The following is a 14,836-nucleotide window of genomic DNA, read 5'->3' as shown; positions in this document are numbered from 1 at the left end:
GTTACCGACTTCCTATTGCAGGCGATCTTCGACCGGGCTCAGCGCCACGACGACATCTTGGGGAAAATCGCGCCAGATCGTATCGATCCGGTAGTGACCGAAATGTCCACCGGGATCCCAGGCCCACATCCCCTTCTCCGGTATGTTGCGGATGGATTTATCGACGATCACCGGCTGCGGGATATTGGTGACGGTCCCGATCGAATAGACCTGTTCCGACCAGATTTCCAGGATCTGGTCCCAGATGGCGCGCCGGGCCGCGGGATCGGCATTGCTGCGCCAATCGGCCAGCAAGCCGGCAAGCTGCCTGGCTTCAGGGAGATCGATCTCGGTCCCGTTGGTGCCGCTGGTCTCGATGAACTGACCCCATTTCGGCCACATATATTGCTGCTGGGTCGAGGGGGCGAATTCCTGGGGGCTCATATCCGGCGTGGGGATGCCGTTATCTACGCCGTAGGAAACCGACATGATCGTCTCGCCGGCGAAGATGCGGTCGCGCAGCACTTCGCGCTGCGAGGGCTTGGTGAAAAGATCGATGCCGAGCTGCGCCCAGGAATCCTTGATCAATTGCAGGATGTCGGTTTCCTCGGTCGATTCCCCCGCCGTCTCGATGACGATGACCATGCGCCTTCCGTCGGGCAGCAGGCGGAACCCGTCCTCGTCACGCGCGGTCAGGCCGATTTCATCGAGCAGCCGATTGGCGGTCGAGAGATCGAAGATCGACCAGGCCAGGCGGTATTGCGATTTGAAGAGCGGGCTCATCTCCTGGATCGTGTTGGCGCCTTCGCGCCCCAGCCCATAATAGATCGCCTGGTTGATCTCGTGCCGGTTGACACCCAGCGAGAGCGCGCGGCGGAAGCGGACGTCGCGGTTGAGATTACGCCAGGCCTCGTCATTGCAATTGAGGTTGGGAAAGAGGGCGAAATTGGAACCGCGGCTGTCATCCCAGAGATAGAGGTTGAAGCGGCCCTGCTTCTCGGCCTTCTTGAGGAAGGTATAATTGTCGAAGCGCAGATAACGCGCCTGCAGATCGCTTTCGCCCGATGCCGCTTTCGCGGGGATGAGCTTGCCATCCGCCACATCCATCACGATCTGGTCGAGATAGGGAAGCTGCTGCCCCTTGGTGTCGACGCGGTGATAATAGGGATTGCGCACGAAGACCAGGCGATCGGCCGGCGGCTTGATGCGGAGCACCCAGGGATCAAGGGTGGGGAGCTTGGGATTGTCGTTGCGGTACTGATTGCCGCGCCGGTTGAAGAGCGCTGCCCAGCTCGGCTGGCCGCTATCCTTTACCGCCGCTTCGAGTTCCGCCGCATCGGCATATTTCTTGTGGAACTTCTTCATGTATTTGGAGGGCTGATAGATATAGAGCGGCGCAGCACCCGCGAGTGCCGGCAGGAAATCGGTGTTGGGTTTCGACCAGCTATAGCGGATGGTGACCTCGTCGATCACCTCGACCTTGGGCTTCTCGCCATCCACCAGCAGGATCGTGGGCGGGCCGACCGGAAAGAGCTCGTCGTTATTGGCGACGTCTTCCCACCAGAAGCGGAAATCCTCGGTGGTGAAAGCCTTGCCGTTCGACCATTTATGGCCGGGACGCAGATGGAAGGTGAAGATGCGCCCTTCCTCGACCTCATAGCTTTCGAGAATGTCGGCCGTCAGTTTGTAGTCGCGGTCATAACCGACCAGCCGGGAATAGGAATAGGCCACCAGGATACGGCTGTCCTTGGGGCTCGCCATCAGCGTGCGGATCTCGCCGCCATGCCGGCCGATCTCGGCCATCTCGGTCACCAGGGGAACATTCGGCAGGCGCTCCTCGACCGGCGGCAGATCGCCGGCCTTTTCTTCGGCGGCGAAGAACGCCGAGCCGGTATAGGGCTTGCCCTCGGCTGCCCAGCTAGCAGTGCCCGACGACAGCACGAGGCCCAGGACAAGGGCGCCGATTACATTGCGGAATGTCATGCCGCCGCCCTCCGGATCGACAAGGCAGCCCGGACCCAATGCTCGTTGCCGATATCGATGAGCGTGGGCTGGTTGTCGCCATCGATGGTGAAGGGCGCCGGCCAGAAAGCAGGCTGCGAGGCCTTCCCTTCCATGACGCGCCCGAAATCCAGGCAATCGTCGAGCGATGGATTGGGCACCGCCGCCAGCAGCGCCTTGGTATAGGGGTGCTGCGGATTGCGGAACAATTCCTGCGTCGGCGCCATTTCCACCACACGGCCCGCGCACATCACCATGATCCGGTCGGCGACGTAATCCACCACCGCGAGATTGTGCGAGATGAAGATATAGGTGAGGCCGAGCTTGGCCTTGAGATCCTTGAGGAGGTTGAGGATCTGCGCCTGGATGGAGACGTCGAGCGCCGAGACCGGCTCGTCGCAGATGACGAGATCGGGCCGGAGGGCCAGCGCGCGGGCGATGCCGATGCGCTGGCGCTGGCCGCCGGAGAAACTGTGCGGATAGCGCCGCAGATGCCGGATATCCAGGCCCACCAGCGCCATCAATTCCTTGACCATCTCGGCCCGCGTCGCCGCGTCGCCGATCTTGTGGATGATCAGCGGCTCGCTGATGATGTCGAACACGGTCATGCGCGGATTGAGGGATCCGATCGGATCCTGGAACACGAACTGCACGCGCTTGCGATATTCGTTGAGATCGGCGCCGGTCATGTTGCGCACGTCGATCTGGCGGCCGCGATCGTTGAACAGGATCTCGCCGCTATCGGGCGACAATGCCTTCATGACGATCTTGGAAAGCGTGGTCTTGCCGCAGCCGGATTCGCCCACCAGCCCCAGGCATTCGCCGCGTTTGACGTCGAAGCTGACATCGGAAACCGCCATCACCTTCTTCTGCGCCTTCAACGACCAGAAGCCGCCCTTCCTGATGGTGAAGCCTTTCTGGATGTTGCGCACGGAAAGCAGCGGCCCGGCGGAATCGCCCCCTTCCGGCCAGGCCTGCTTCTGCTTGAACAGCGGGCCGGCCTCGCTCTTGATTTCGCGGATCGGCACCAGCCTTTCGTCATCGGCCATGCCGAAACGCGGCACCGCCTGCATCAGGGCCTTGAGATAGGGATGTTCCGGCGCCCGGAAGATCGCCTCGACCGGGCCGGATTCCATCACCTCGCCCTGATACATGACGACGACCTCGTCGGCGATATTGGCGACGACGCCGAGATCATGGGTGATCATCAGCATCGCCATGCCGAGATCCTTCTGCAGATCGGCCATCAATTTCAGGATCTGCGCCTGGATGGTGACGTCGAGGGCCGTCGTCGGTTCGTCGGCGATGAGCAGCGCCGGCTTGCAGACCAGCGCCATCGCGATCATGGCGCGCTGCCGCAGGCCGCCCGACAATTCGAAAGGATAGATTCTGAGCGCCCGCTCGGGATCGGGAAAACCCACCGCATGCAAGGTGGCGAGGACGCGCTCGCGCCCTTCCGCCTCGCCGACATTAAAATGGAGATGCAGCGCCTCGCCGATCTGGTCGCCGATGGTATGGACCGGCGACAGTGAGGTCATCGGTTCCTGGAAGATGATCGAAATGGCGCGGCCGCGGATGGCGCGCATCTCGGCCCCGTCGCGCTCCAGCTTCGCAATGTCGACGATGCCGCCCTTGTCGCCCCAATCGCCGCCGCCGCAGGCACGGCGGTCGAGCAGGATCTCGCCCGAACGGATCGTCGCCGAACGCGGCAGCAGGCCCATGATGGCCTGGGCGCAGACCGATTTCCCGGAGCCGGATTCACCCACCAGCGCCACCGTCTTGCCCGCCGGCACGCGGAAGGAAACCCCTTTGACGGCGGAAACCGCGCCACCTTCGAGGGCGAAATCGATTGCCAGATTGTTGACTTTGAGAAGGTCGGTCATTGCGGCACACCCTCGCCGTCCAGGGGGATGCCCAGAGATTGGAGATTGTGCGCCGTATAGGCGTCGACCAGGACCGCATTGGCCTTGGCCGCCAGCGCCGCCTTGGTGACAACGCTCTGGAAATGCGGCAAATCGGAATCGATGGCGATGCTGGCCCCGTCCGATCTCAGCTTCAACGACATCCACCCCCCCTTATTCCGCCCGAACCAGGATCGTACCGTGTAGAAGCGTAAACTCAACCCTTTGAGATCGCTCCAGGCAATGAAGCGGCGATTCCAGGGGCCGGTCGCGATGCCATCTTCACTGAGTGTGACGCGCGTCACATGGCGCTGGGCCGCATTGAGAATGACAACCAGAAAGAAGATCGCCAGTGCCCCGAAGAACCAGAATAAACCGCTGCCGGATTCCAGTGTGGCCATGATGTTGACGATGGCGGCGAGGCCCAGGATACCCAGCAGGTAATCCTTCACGAGACTGCCGAGCGGGTAACGAACCTCGAACATGCGTACTCTATCCAGGTGACCAAATCGCGGCAGGGCTCGAAAAAATATGCAATTTCCGACGCCGCGCGAGCCAATCTTGCAGGTTCTCGAGGAATCGCCAAGTGGCGGCGTCATGTACCAAATGGTGTGTGAGGATGCCGGTGGGCTTGAGCGGGTCCGTGGCCCCCGCGCGGCGGGCGGCCAGATGCGCCACGAGACGCCCCAGACAGGCGGATTCGCCGGCAAATCCGCGGCTGCCGCGCCAATCGATCACGTCGACCTGGGTATTCACCTCAAGCAAGCCTTTGATCGGGGTAGGATTTTGATAGGGCGGCTCGGCAAAGCGCGAGATGCCGCGATAGCCCTGCCGCGCCAGCACGGGCAGAAACGCGGCGGCAATGCGGTTCCAGGGCGGCGTCAGCACCGGGATGAATTGCGCGCCGAAGCTTTGTTGCAGATGCGCGCGGGCGGCGGCGAGGCCGCTATCGATCTCGGCCATCGCCCGGTCCGCCGGGAACTCGCTCTTCTTGGCGCTGGGGGCGGCGGCGTTCCGATGCTGGATTCCGTGTTGCAACACAATGGCCGCCGGCCAATCCGCTAGTGCCACCGCGAGTGAATTCTGCAAGGGCCGGTCGGGCGCCAGGGGGATGACGGCCAGCGCCAGTGGCACCCCCGCCACACGGCGCAATTCCCGCAAGGCGGGCGAATCCGCTACCGCATCGTCGTCGCGCCACCACAGGCTCGGCTCGGATCCGGCGGCCTCCCAGAGATCGATTTCCCGTGCCAGTTGATCCCAATCCGCTGCCAACTCAACCATGCGCCGCGCGCTCCAGCAGAATTTCGGCGGAACGCTCGGCACCGTTCATCGCGACCTTGAAGGCGGGGCTGCCCAATCGGGCGCGGTGATCGAGCCGCGCCGCCAGTTCGCGCGGCGCCAGCGCATCTGCGCCGAGGCAATCGAGCGCCCCCCGTTCGGCGAGGATCGTCGCACGCAAGGTTTGTTCGCTTTCCGCCCCTTCCGCGAACGGCACGACCAAGGCCGGTGTCTGCAAGGCGAGAATCTCCATCACGGTATTGTAGCCGCCTTGCGAGAGAGAGACATGACAGGACGCCAGAAGTTCCGTGAAATCGGTGCGGTGCCGTTCCAGCACGACACCGGGATCCAGCGCGGCGGCGGCCGCGAGGGCCGCGTAATCGGCTGCGGGCAAATTCTGTCCGGCGATGAGGCGCCAGGGGCGGTCGCGCAGGCCCGAATATGCCCGCGCCGCCAGCGCTGCGTGCAACAAGGGCGCCCCCACCGCGCCGCCGCCGGCCGAGACCAGCACGTCACCCTTCGTCCGGTCGCGGGGCGGAAGATCCGGCACCTGGACCACATAGCCGGTATAGACCAGCCGGTCGGCGATGGCGGCGGCTTCGGGAAAGGTGCGGCCGAAGGGCACCAGATCCGCGTCGCCATGAACCAGGACGAGGTCGAAGCAATCCTTCACCAATTGGGCGATTTCCGCGGCCCGGCCGGGCTTGCCCTTCTCGACCAGGATGTCGCGCACGGAGCTCGCGACGAGGGGCCGCGGGTTCTGCGCACGCGCCCAATCGAGCAGCGGCAGCAGCTCGAAACGGAAGGGCCGCCTGCCGAAGGGAAACATTTCGATGAGCAGGATGTCGGGCCGGAAAGCGGCCACGGCCTGCAACAGATGCGAGCGCCGCATCGCCTTCCAGTCATCGTCGATCGGCCGGCCCTCGGAATCGAGAAGATGCGAAAAATCGGTATCCGCCGTCACCGCCGCCGGCAATTGATGGAGCGTGGCACCGCCGAAATCGATGCCCGGCACCGGCACGCCGCCGGAGAGCACCAGCACCTCGGCCCCTTGCGCCGAAAGCGCCCGCGCCAAGGCGGCGGCGCGGCGCAGATGGCCGATGCCCAGCAGATGCTGGACGTGAAGGGCGACGCGCGGCCTAGCCATGGGTCGAAGTGTCCATCGATCCCAGCAGAATATTGAGCTCGGCCACTTCGGGCGTGCCGTCGGCGGCAAGGCGGAAGAGATGCGCGCGGCCGTCCTTCAGTTTCACCGGCGGCTTCTCCAGCATCTGCCAGCCGGTCGCCAGGGCATAGAGCGCGCGCGCCACCGCCTTGTGGCTGACGGCCACAATATCGCGCTCTTCGGCGGCGAGGCGTTGCAGCAAGGGAGTAAGGCGCGCTTGCACCTGGCGCGGGCTTTCCCCTTTGGGTGCTCGGAAATCGAGGCCGAGGGCTTCGCGTTCCTCCGCCTCGGCGCCGGCATCGGCGCGCAGATCAGCGAGCGAGCGCCCCTCCCACTCGCCGAAGCTCATCTCGCGCAAGGCCGGTTCGATCTCGGGGATCGTTTGCGGAAAGAGCACCGCCGCGGTTTCGCGCGCACGGGACAGCGGGCTCACCAGCAGGCGCCAATTCTGCCAGGCCGCCGGCACCTGCCAGCTCGCGGCGACGATGCGCCCTTCCGGCCCCAGCCCGATATCGGTATGACCCTGCAGCCGCTTCTCGCGGTTCCACGCGGTGGGCGCATGGCGGATGATCGCCAGAAGCGTCACGGATGCACCAGCTTGCCGACCAGCTTTTCAAGCCGCGCAGCGGCGGCACCGATGTCGTGGAATTTGAGCGCATGGGCGCGGGCGGCGAGGCGCATGGCGGCAAGATCGTGTTCCAGCGCGAAATCGATATCGGCGGCGAAGGCCGCCATGTCGCCCGGCGCCGAGAGCCAGCCGGTTTCGCCATCGGCGATGATCGCCGGCACGCCGCCGCTGGCCCCGGCGATCACGGGACAGCCACAGGCCTGCGCTTCCAGAAGCGCCATGCCGAAGGCTTCGTTGATGGCTGGCCAGACCAGGAGATCGGCGGCGGCGTAAATATCGGGCAGCTCCTGCACGGGCTTGAGGCCCAGCCAGACGATCTTGGCGCGCAAGGCATGAAAGGCATGCTCGACCTGCGGCCGCGCCGCGCCATCACCCACCACCAGCAGGCGATAGGGCCGTTTTACGTGACGCAGCGATTCCGCCAGCATCTCGTAGGAAGCAAGTTTGTCGCCCGGCCGCATCATGGCGACGGCGAGCAGCCAGGGGAGTGACGGATCGAGACTGTAATGCGTCGCCAGTTTGAGCCGCGCCAGATTGCGGTCCGGCCGCTGGCGCGCGAAGGCGCTCATGTCGAGGAAGGGCGGCAGATCGATGAGGCGTTTCTTGGCCACGATGCCGGCGAGGCATTCCTTGTCGGCGGGATTGAGGCAGAGGATCGCCGCCGCCTGTTTGATCGCCCGCTCCGCCGCCGCATGCGAGAGCGCATAGGGACCGGATGCCCGCTTGGGCGCATGGCTGGCTTCGGCAACCACATAGGGAATATCGAGCGCCGCCGCCACGCGCGGGCCGATCCAATCCACCGCCTTGTAGTAAAGGTGATAGGTGAACCAGAGCTGCGGCCGCTTGCCCTTGGGCAGCTTGCGGTATTTCGCAATGAGCTTGTCGGCGAGCGCATGGCCCTTCGCGGCCAGGCGCCGCTGCTCCGATTCCGTATTTCCGGAGAGGCGGGCGCGGAAGCGCGAGGCAATCGTGACCTCGGCCCCCGTCTGCCGCAGCGCCTGCGCCAGCAGCCGCGCCACCGTGCGATCGCCCGAAGGATCGGGATGATCGGGCGCCTTCAGCGGTGCGTAGAAGGCGATACGGATGGCGCGCGCCGTCATGTTTCCGACCTGCGCCTCACACCGTCTGCCAGGTGCCGCCGGCGGCGGCCCGGAACATGGCATCGATCACGCGCATATTGCAGACGGCATCCTGCAGGTTGAATTCCAGCGGCGGCCCGCCGCGGATCGCGGCCGAGAAGACTTCGCCCTGCAGCGTGTATTGATCGCAAGCGGGAATCGTCTCGGTTTTGATGTTGGCACCGGAGAGATCGCTGCCGTCGTCGATGCGGATGATGGTCGTCTGGCCCGGGGGCGCGTTGAAGGGAATCATCACTTCGGCCCGCGCCTTGGTGCCCAGGATCTGCACATGCTGGCGCGGGACCAATTGCGTGGCGCAGCCGAAAACCAGATGCCGGCCGCCGGGAAATTCGGCGATCGCCGAGGTCAGGCGGTCGGTCTTGAAAGTGGGGTCGCGATCCATCGCCGCGGTGACGCGGAAAGGTTCGGCGCCGAACAGATAGCGCGCAATCACGATCGGGTAGCAGCCGATATCGTAGAGGCCCCCGCCGCCGATTTCCGCCTGGTTACGCACATTAGTGGGATCATCCAGAAAATAGGTAAAGACCGAGCTCACCAGCCTCACCTCGCCCAGGGTGCCAGAACGCACCAACTCGCGGGCACGCTGCCATTGCGGGTGGAAGCGGACCATGAAGGCCTCGGCCACCAATTTGTTGGTCTTCGCCGCCGCCCGGGTCAATTGATTCGCTTCCGGCGCGTCCAGCGCGATCGGCTTTTCACAGAGCACATGCTTGCCGGCGGCAAGCGCCTGCAAGGTCACCGGCACATGGAGATGATTGGGCAGCGGATTGTACACAGCTTCAATGCTGGGATCGGCGAGCAATGCCTCGTAGGAGCCATAAGCCTGCGGAATACCCAGCTTTTGCGCGGCTTCCTGCGCCCTACCAAGATCGCGCGAAGCGATCGCCGCGATCTCCATTCCCTTCCCGCGCAACATCGCGGGAATCACTTTCTTAACACCGATATCCGCGGTGCTGATCACACCCCATCTAACTGGTTTCATCCTTAACCAACCTCTACGCAAACGAGACGAAGCGCGCATAGGACCATAGGGTCCCCGCGGGAGCAAGCAAATGGGCTGTTCTTGTGACGCAGATTGCAACCGGCGACCGATCATCTTTCCACCTGTGTGATCGATTTTCGCCGTTCGGTTGTGGCGCGCGCAAATTCAGTTAACTCCGCTCCAGTTGTTCAACGATCAACTCGGCAAAAGCGTCCGCTATTTCTTGATTGTCGTCGCGCGGCCGGATCACGAAATAGGGATGCGGCGCCGGAATCTCCAGATCGAGGCATTTCAACAGCGTGCCGCGCCGGAGATCCTCGGCGGAGAGGAGGGTGCTGCCCACGGCGAGGCCGCAGCCTTCCTTGGCGGCTTCCAGCGCCAAATGCGAATTGGGCAGATAGACATGCTGGCGCGGGGCTATCTCGCCCCGCCCGCCGGCGCGGAAGAGGCGCGGCCAATCCTCCTCGCTATCGCCATGCAATAGGACGTGATCCCTGAGATCGTCCAGAGACCGAATCGGTGCCTTGTAGAGAAGTTCGGGGCTGCACAGCGGAAAATAGGTCTCGTTGCGCAGGATCGCGACGCGCCGGCCCGGAATCGCGCGCTCGCCGAAGGAGAGGATGACGTCCATGGTCTCGTCGGCCTCTTCGATCGGAAACTGGCGCACAATGATCGAGGGGAAGCGGCGCAGAAACAATTCGAGGATGGACATCAGCCGGAGGGCCGCGAAGGCGGGCGCGCTGGCAAAGCGCAATTCGCCCTTCACCACGGCGTTCTGCGCCGTGCGGCAGGCGAGATGGATCTCCTCAAAGGCCTTGCCGAGCTTCTGGTAGAGATCCGCCCCGGCCGCCGTCAGGGTGAGGTCGCGCCGGCTCCGCAGAATAAGCTGGCTGCCCAGTTCCTTCTCCAATTCGCGGATCTGGTAGCGGATCGCCCCGGTGGTGACGTTGAGCGCACGGGCCGCCTCGGTGATGCCGCTTTCCCGGGCGACGGCGTAAAAGGTCCGCAGCCCCGTCAGATGTGTCAGGCTTTGCAGCATGCCGCCTCCAAACGACAATTTTTTTGACGAAAACCGGGAAAAGTATTCGCTTGCGTCAATCCATTTGTCGAGCAGATGATTTGAGTCAAACTAGGACGGCACCCAAATGGCACCCGACACAGGCACCGAGACCACCGGATTTGCGACCGCCAGCACCACTCTTGGCGGCAATCCGGTCGACGGCAAATCGACCCCGCTCTTCACCCTGCCGGCACACTGGTATCACGACCCGGCCGTCTACGAGGCCGAGCGCTGGGGGATTTTCGCGGCCACTTGGCAATTCGTGTCGCGCGAGAGCGACCTGCCTCAGCCCGGGGATTACGTCGCCGTGGAATTCACCGGCTTCAAGGTGTTCATCCTCCGCGACCGCGACGGCAAGCTGAAGGCCTTCCACAACATGTGCCCGCACCGCGCCGCCCCCCTTTTCGCCGAGGGCGAGGGACATTGCGACGTGCTGCGATGCCGCTATCACGGCTGGGCCTTCGACCATGACGGCAAGTTGAAAGCGGCACCCCATTTCGGCGAGGCGGATTGGTTCCGGAAAGAAGAGCATGGATTGAAGCCCGTGCGCCTCGATACCTGGCGCGGCTTCATCTTCGTCAATCTCGACGGCAAGGCCGTGCCGCTCATCGATTTCCTGGGCGATGTCCCGGCGCTGGTCGCGCCTTACCCGATCGAAAGCTTCATGAAGCGCGACGTCGCGGATTTCGCGGTCAAAAGCAATTGGAAGACCTATACCGACAATTTCGTCGAGGGCTACCACATCCCCGGCATCCATCCTGGCCTCATCCAGGCGATCGATTTCAACAAATTCGAGACCACCTATGGCCGCAATGTGGTGATCATGAAGGCGCCGCAGAAGGAGGGCTCGATCTATGGCGGGCTCTGGCTGTGGATCTGGCCCAACATGACCTTGTCGGTCTATCCCGACGGCATGAATGCGTCCCGCATCGTGCCCCATGGGACGCGTTCGACGACGCTCCATTACAATTTCTATTTCCAATCCTTGGCCCCCGAGCTCGAGGCCGGCCAGCGCCACACGATCGAGACCAATTGCCAGATCGTGCGCGAAGATTTCGGCATCTGCGAGGACGCCCAGAGCAACCTCGAATCGGGCCTCTTCAAAAACGGCCCGATGAGCCCGCGCCATGAAATGGGTGTGCGGTATTTCCATGACGAAATCCGCGCCGCGCTGAAGCCCCAGGGTGTCACTGAACCCTAGCCGATTCCGCATTTGGCGAATCCGGGCGGGCGGTGCTAAGCCTGCCGGCCATGCATGATGATTCCAGCCATAGTTCCCTAGAAACACCTTCGGACTTGCCCTCCCCGGAAAAACCCTCCTGGGCAAAGGAATCGGCGGATGCGACGCCGATGATGGCGCAGTATCTCGCCGCCAAGCGCCAGCATCCCGATGCGCTGCTGTTCTACCGCATGGGCGATTTCTACGAGATGTTCTTCGAGGATGCGGTCAAAGCCTCGGCCGCCCTCGATATCGCGCTGACCAAGCGCGGCAAGCATGCCGGCGACGATATCCCCATGTGCGGGGTCCCCGCCCATGCCCATGAAGCCTATCTCTCGAAGCTGGTGCGCCAGGGCTTCAAGGTCGCCGTCTGCGAGCAGATGGAGGACCCGGCGGAGGCCAAGAAACGCGGCGCGAAATCGGTGGTGCGGCGCGATGTGACGCGGATCGTGACGCCGGGTACGCTCACCGAGGATGCGCTCCTGGAAGCGCGGCGGCACAATTTCCTCTGCGCCCTCGCCGAGGCCGGCGGCGAGATGGGCCTCGCTTGGGTCGACATTTCGACCGGGAGCTTCTTCATCCAGAAGGTGGGCGAGCGGGATCTTGCCGCCAACCTCGCCAGGCTCGATCCGACCGAGATCCTGCTGCCCGACCGGCTGCTGGCCAAGCCCGCTCTCTTCGAGATCTTCGCCGATTACAAACTGAAACTCTCGCCGCTCCCTTCCGCGCGTTTCGACAGCGACAACGCAAAGAAGCGCCTGCAGAACTTCCTCGGCACCGCGACCCTTGATTCCTTCGGGAGTTTCACCCGCGCCGAAGTGGCGGCGGCCGGCGCGGTCCTTGACTATGTCGAGCTTACGCAACAGGGCCGTATCCCGCGCCTCTCGGCACCGCGTCAGGTGCTCGACGGCGCGCTGATGGAGATTGATGCGGCGACGCGGCGCAATCTGGAACTCGCGCGCAATCTTTCGGGCGAGCGGGCGGACAGCCTCCTTGCCACGATCGACCGCAGCTTGACCGGTGGTGGTGGGCGCTTGCTGGGCGATTGGCTGGCCGCCCCTTTGACCGCGCGGGATGCCATCAATGCGCGGCTCGATTTCGTGGGCCTCCTTTTTGCGGAAGACGATCTCCGCAAGGATCTCCGCGAGGCCTTGCGCCGCGTCCCCGATCTCGAACGCGCCCTCTCGCGCCTCACGGCAGGTCGCGGTGGCCCCCGCGACCTGGCGGCGATCCGCGACGGGCTTGCCGCCACCGCCGATTTCCGCGCGCTTGTCGATTCCCTGGGCGCTGCCGCGCTGCCCGATCTGCTGCGCGCGGCGGTGAGCGATCTCGGCCATCACGACGAACTGGTGGCGCGCCTCGCCCGCGCGCTCAAGCAGGAATTGCCGCTCCTCACCCGCGATGGCGGTTTTATTGCACCCGGCTATCTGGCCGAGCTGGATGAGCTGCGCGGCCTCAAGGAAGATTCGCGCTCGCTGATCGTGGCATTGGAAACGCGGCTCAAAGCCGAGACCGGCATTTCCGCGCTCAAGATCCGGCACAACAACGTCATCGGCTATTACATCGAAATCGCCCCGCAGCATGCCGAGAAGCTGAAAGGGGATGCGCGCTTCATTCACCGCCAGAGCATGGCCAATGCCATGCGCTTCTCGACCGGGGAACTCGCGGAACTGGAAAGCAAGATCGTCCATGCCGGCGACCGCGCCTTGGCGCTTGAGCTGAAGCTGTTCGAGGATCTGGTCGCCGAGACCGTGCAGCGTCAGGAACCGATCGCCAAAGCCGCTGCCGCCCTCGCCCTCATCGATGTCGGAACCGCTCTGGCCGAGCGCGCCCGCGAAGGGGATTGGGTACGGCCCGAGATCGACGAGGGCGTGGATTTCGTCATTGAAGGCGGCCGCCATCCGGTGGTGGAAGCGGCCCTCGCGCGCGCGCAAGGTGGCGGCTTCGTCGCCAATGATTGCGACCTCTCGAATGAGCGGCGCCTGTGGCTGGTGACCGGCCCCAACATGGCCGGTAAATCGACCTTTCTCAGGCAGAACGCGCTCATCGCGATCCTCGCGCAGATGGGGAGTTTCGTGCCGGCGAGGCGCGCAAGGATCGGCATCGTCGACCGGTTGTTCAGCCGGGTGGGTGCAGCCGACGATCTCGCGCGCGGGCGCTCGACCTTCATGGTCGAGATGGTGGAGACGGCGGCGATCCTCAACCGGGCAACACCGCGCTCGCTGGTCATCCTCGATGAAATCGGCCGCGGTACCGCGACCTTCGACGGTCTTTCCATCGCCTGGGCGTGCCTGGAGCATCTCCATGAAGTGAATGCCTGCCGCGCGCTTTTCGCCACCCATTACCATGAGCTCACCCATCTCTCGGCGCGCCTTCAGTCGTTGAAGCCCTATACGATGCGGGTGATGGAATGGCAGGGCGAGGTGAAGTTCCTCCACGAGATCGGCCCGGGTGCGGCCGACCGTTCCTACGGCATCCATGTGGCGAAACTGGCCGGCCTTCCCGCCGCCGCGATCCACCGCGCCGAGGAAGTGCTTTCGACGCTGGAACGCGGCGACCAAGCCAGTGCCCTCGCCCGCCTCACCGACGATTTGCCGCTCTTCTCGGTGCAGGCCCCGGCGGCGGCCGCGATCCAGGCGGAGAGTGTCGTCGAGGATGCCTTGAAGGCGCTCAACCCCGATGAGCTCTCGCCGAAAGAGGCGCTGGAACAGCTCTACCGATTGCGCGGGTTGTTGAAGGAATAGGCGCGCCGCTCAGTTTGTCTTTCGCTCAGGCGTGCGCACCTCACTGTCATCCCCGCGAAAGCGGGGATCCATGGATCGAGTTGCTGGATAGATGGATTCCCGCTTTCGCGGGAATGACAGAGAAGAGATTGAGTGTTCCATCGCGTCGTTTCTCCGCTTCTTTTCATTCCCCTCTCCGTCTCACTCTCGTCTCACTTGCCGCTCATCTGGAATCGCTCGGGCAGGTTGACCGGCCCCGTCCGGTCTCGGGGATTCCGTGACCCTGGAATCCGGGGGGCGCGTTGACCCGACGCGCCGGGGGAAGCCGCTCACCGGCCACGGCTTCAAGGCATCCGCTGACCACCGCGGATCTGGGGACACCCGTTATCCTTCACAGCCGTAACTGCCGCGGGCATCACAAGGAGCCGGTCGCCTGACCGGCCAGGGGGGAGCGCTCAGACCTGCATCTCCGAGGGAGCCCTCTACCGCTCAGGCCCGTGGGGGATCGGTGTTCGTCGCCGATCCGGCGAGGATGGCTTACCGCCAACCGGGTGTGTTTTTAACCTGCCACGCGCAGGCTTCCGGCCCTGCGCCAACCCGAAACCGCCGTCAGGAGACGCACGGCACAGGTCGACTTGCGGCCAGGGAAACAACCAAGCGATTCCAGATGACCGGCCCAAAGGACGGTCAGGGGTTTAGTTCAGGTAAGGGGGTAATCTCGACCTGCAGATCGGCGCGCAATTCTCATAGTACGATATTCC

Annotated in this window: 11 protein-coding genes; 2 read left to right on the top strand and 9 right to left on the bottom strand. The window is 63.9% G+C overall.

Annotated elements, in window-relative coordinates; all coding sequences use genetic code 11:
* Positions 1 to 12: 12 nt before the first annotated feature.
* The 9 genes from ACE3PR_RS15875 to ACE3PR_RS15835 form a co-directional block, all read right to left on the bottom strand.
* Positions 13 to 1,962, bottom strand: a complete 1,950-nt coding sequence (locus ACE3PR_RS15875) for an ABC transporter substrate-binding protein (protein WP_374373851.1) — start codon at positions 1,960 to 1,962, stop codon at positions 13 to 15.
* Positions 1,959 to 3,863 carry a dipeptide ABC transporter ATP-binding protein gene (locus ACE3PR_RS15870; protein WP_374373848.1) on the bottom strand — a complete coding sequence of 635 codons (1,905 nt, stop codon included), beginning with the start codon at positions 3,861 to 3,863 and terminating at the stop codon, positions 1,959 to 1,961. Before ACE3PR_RS15870 ends, ACE3PR_RS15875 begins: the two co-directional genes overlap by 4 nt.
* A complete protein-coding gene (locus ACE3PR_RS15865) occupies positions 3,860 to 4,366 on the bottom strand; it encodes a hypothetical protein (RefSeq protein ID WP_374373846.1) in 507 nt (168 codons plus the stop codon). Before ACE3PR_RS15865 ends, ACE3PR_RS15870 begins: the two co-directional genes overlap by 4 nt.
* A 7-nt stretch (positions 4,367 to 4,373) precedes the next feature.
* The gene (locus ACE3PR_RS15860; RefSeq protein WP_374373844.1) at positions 4,374 to 5,162 is read right to left on the bottom strand and encodes a polysaccharide deacetylase family protein; all 789 of its coding nucleotides are present in this window, start codon (positions 5,160 to 5,162) and stop codon (positions 4,374 to 4,376) included.
* Complete coding sequence (locus tag ACE3PR_RS15855; RefSeq protein ID WP_374373842.1) at positions 5,155 to 6,306, bottom strand: glycosyltransferase family protein; 1,152 nt, start codon at positions 6,304 to 6,306, stop codon at positions 5,155 to 5,157. The genes ACE3PR_RS15860 and ACE3PR_RS15855 overlap by 8 nt, the downstream gene beginning before the upstream one ends.
* Positions 6,299 to 6,910 carry a histidine phosphatase family protein gene (locus tag ACE3PR_RS15850; RefSeq protein WP_374373840.1) on the bottom strand — a complete coding sequence of 204 codons (612 nt, stop codon included), beginning with the start codon at positions 6,908 to 6,910 and terminating at the stop codon, positions 6,299 to 6,301. Before ACE3PR_RS15850 ends, ACE3PR_RS15855 begins: the two co-directional genes overlap by 8 nt.
* Positions 6,907 to 8,052, bottom strand: coding sequence for a glycosyltransferase family 4 protein (locus ACE3PR_RS15845; RefSeq protein ID WP_374373838.1), 1,146 nt, complete (start codon positions 8,050 to 8,052; stop codon positions 6,907 to 6,909). The genes ACE3PR_RS15850 and ACE3PR_RS15845 overlap by 4 nt, the downstream gene beginning before the upstream one ends.
* A 16-nt stretch (positions 8,053 to 8,068) precedes the next feature.
* Entirely contained in the window at positions 8,069 to 9,073 is a 1,005-nt protein-coding gene (locus tag ACE3PR_RS15840; RefSeq protein WP_374373836.1) for a Gfo/Idh/MocA family protein, read from the bottom strand.
* A 169-nt stretch (positions 9,074 to 9,242) separates the two neighbouring features.
* A complete protein-coding gene (locus tag ACE3PR_RS15835) occupies positions 9,243 to 10,112 on the bottom strand; it encodes a LysR substrate-binding domain-containing protein (protein ID WP_374373833.1) in 870 nt (289 codons plus the stop codon).
* A gap of 106 nt (positions 10,113 to 10,218) precedes the next feature.
* Here ACE3PR_RS15835 and ACE3PR_RS15830 point away from each other — a divergent pair, with 106 nt between their 5' ends.
* Together ACE3PR_RS15830 and mutS are read left to right on the top strand one after the other, a co-directional pair.
* A complete protein-coding gene (locus ACE3PR_RS15830) occupies positions 10,219 to 11,334 on the top strand; it encodes an aromatic ring-hydroxylating dioxygenase subunit alpha (RefSeq protein WP_374373831.1) in 1,116 nt (371 codons plus the stop codon).
* A 149-nt stretch (positions 11,335 to 11,483) separates the two neighbouring features.
* Positions 11,484 to 14,096 (top strand): DNA mismatch repair protein MutS, encoded by a 2,613-nt coding sequence (gene mutS, locus ACE3PR_RS15825; RefSeq protein WP_374374015.1) that lies wholly within the window; start codon positions 11,484 to 11,486, stop codon positions 14,094 to 14,096.
* Positions 14,097 to 14,836: the final 740 nt, after the last annotated feature.

The organism is Dongia sp. (assembly GCF_041909655.1).
Lineage (GTDB): Bacteria > Pseudomonadota > Alphaproteobacteria > Dongiales > Dongiaceae > Dongia.
Note: the sequence above shows the minus strand (reverse complement) of the source record. Positions and strands in the feature narration are given on the sequence as shown.

What these genes read in the sequence shown, in the direction of transcription:
- ACE3PR_RS15865 (WP_374373846.1), bottom strand. Translation starts at nt 4,366, where the DNA reads ATGTTCGAGGTTCGTTACCCGCTCGGCAGTCTCGTGAAGGATTACCTG.
- ACE3PR_RS15845 (WP_374373838.1), bottom strand. Translation starts at nt 8,052, where the DNA reads ATGACGGCGCGCGCCATCCGTATCGCCTTCTACGCACCGCTGAAGGCG.
- mutS (WP_374374015.1), top strand. Translation starts at nt 11,484, where the DNA reads ATGATGGCGCAGTATCTCGCCGCCAAGCGCCAGCATCCCGATGCGCTG.
- ACE3PR_RS15855 (WP_374373842.1), bottom strand. Translation starts at nt 6,306, where the DNA reads ATGGCTAGGCCGCGCGTCGCCCTTCACGTCCAGCATCTGCTGGGCATC.
- ACE3PR_RS15875 (WP_374373851.1), bottom strand. Translation starts at nt 1,962, where the DNA reads ATGACATTCCGCAATGTAATCGGCGCCCTTGTCCTGGGCCTCGTGCTG.
- ACE3PR_RS15835 (WP_374373833.1), bottom strand. Translation starts at nt 10,112, where the DNA reads ATGCTGCAAAGCCTGACACATCTGACGGGGCTGCGGACCTTTTACGCC.
- ACE3PR_RS15860 (WP_374373844.1), bottom strand. Translation starts at nt 5,162, where the DNA reads ATGGTTGAGTTGGCAGCGGATTGGGATCAACTGGCACGGGAAATCGAT.
- ACE3PR_RS15840 (WP_374373836.1), bottom strand. Translation starts at nt 9,073, where the DNA reads ATGAAACCAGTTAGATGGGGTGTGATCAGCACCGCGGATATCGGTGTT.
- ACE3PR_RS15830 (WP_374373831.1), top strand. Translation starts at nt 10,219, where the DNA reads ATGGCACCCGACACAGGCACCGAGACCACCGGATTTGCGACCGCCAGC.
- ACE3PR_RS15870 (WP_374373848.1), bottom strand. Translation starts at nt 3,863, where the DNA reads ATGACCGACCTTCTCAAAGTCAACAATCTGGCAATCGATTTCGCCCTC.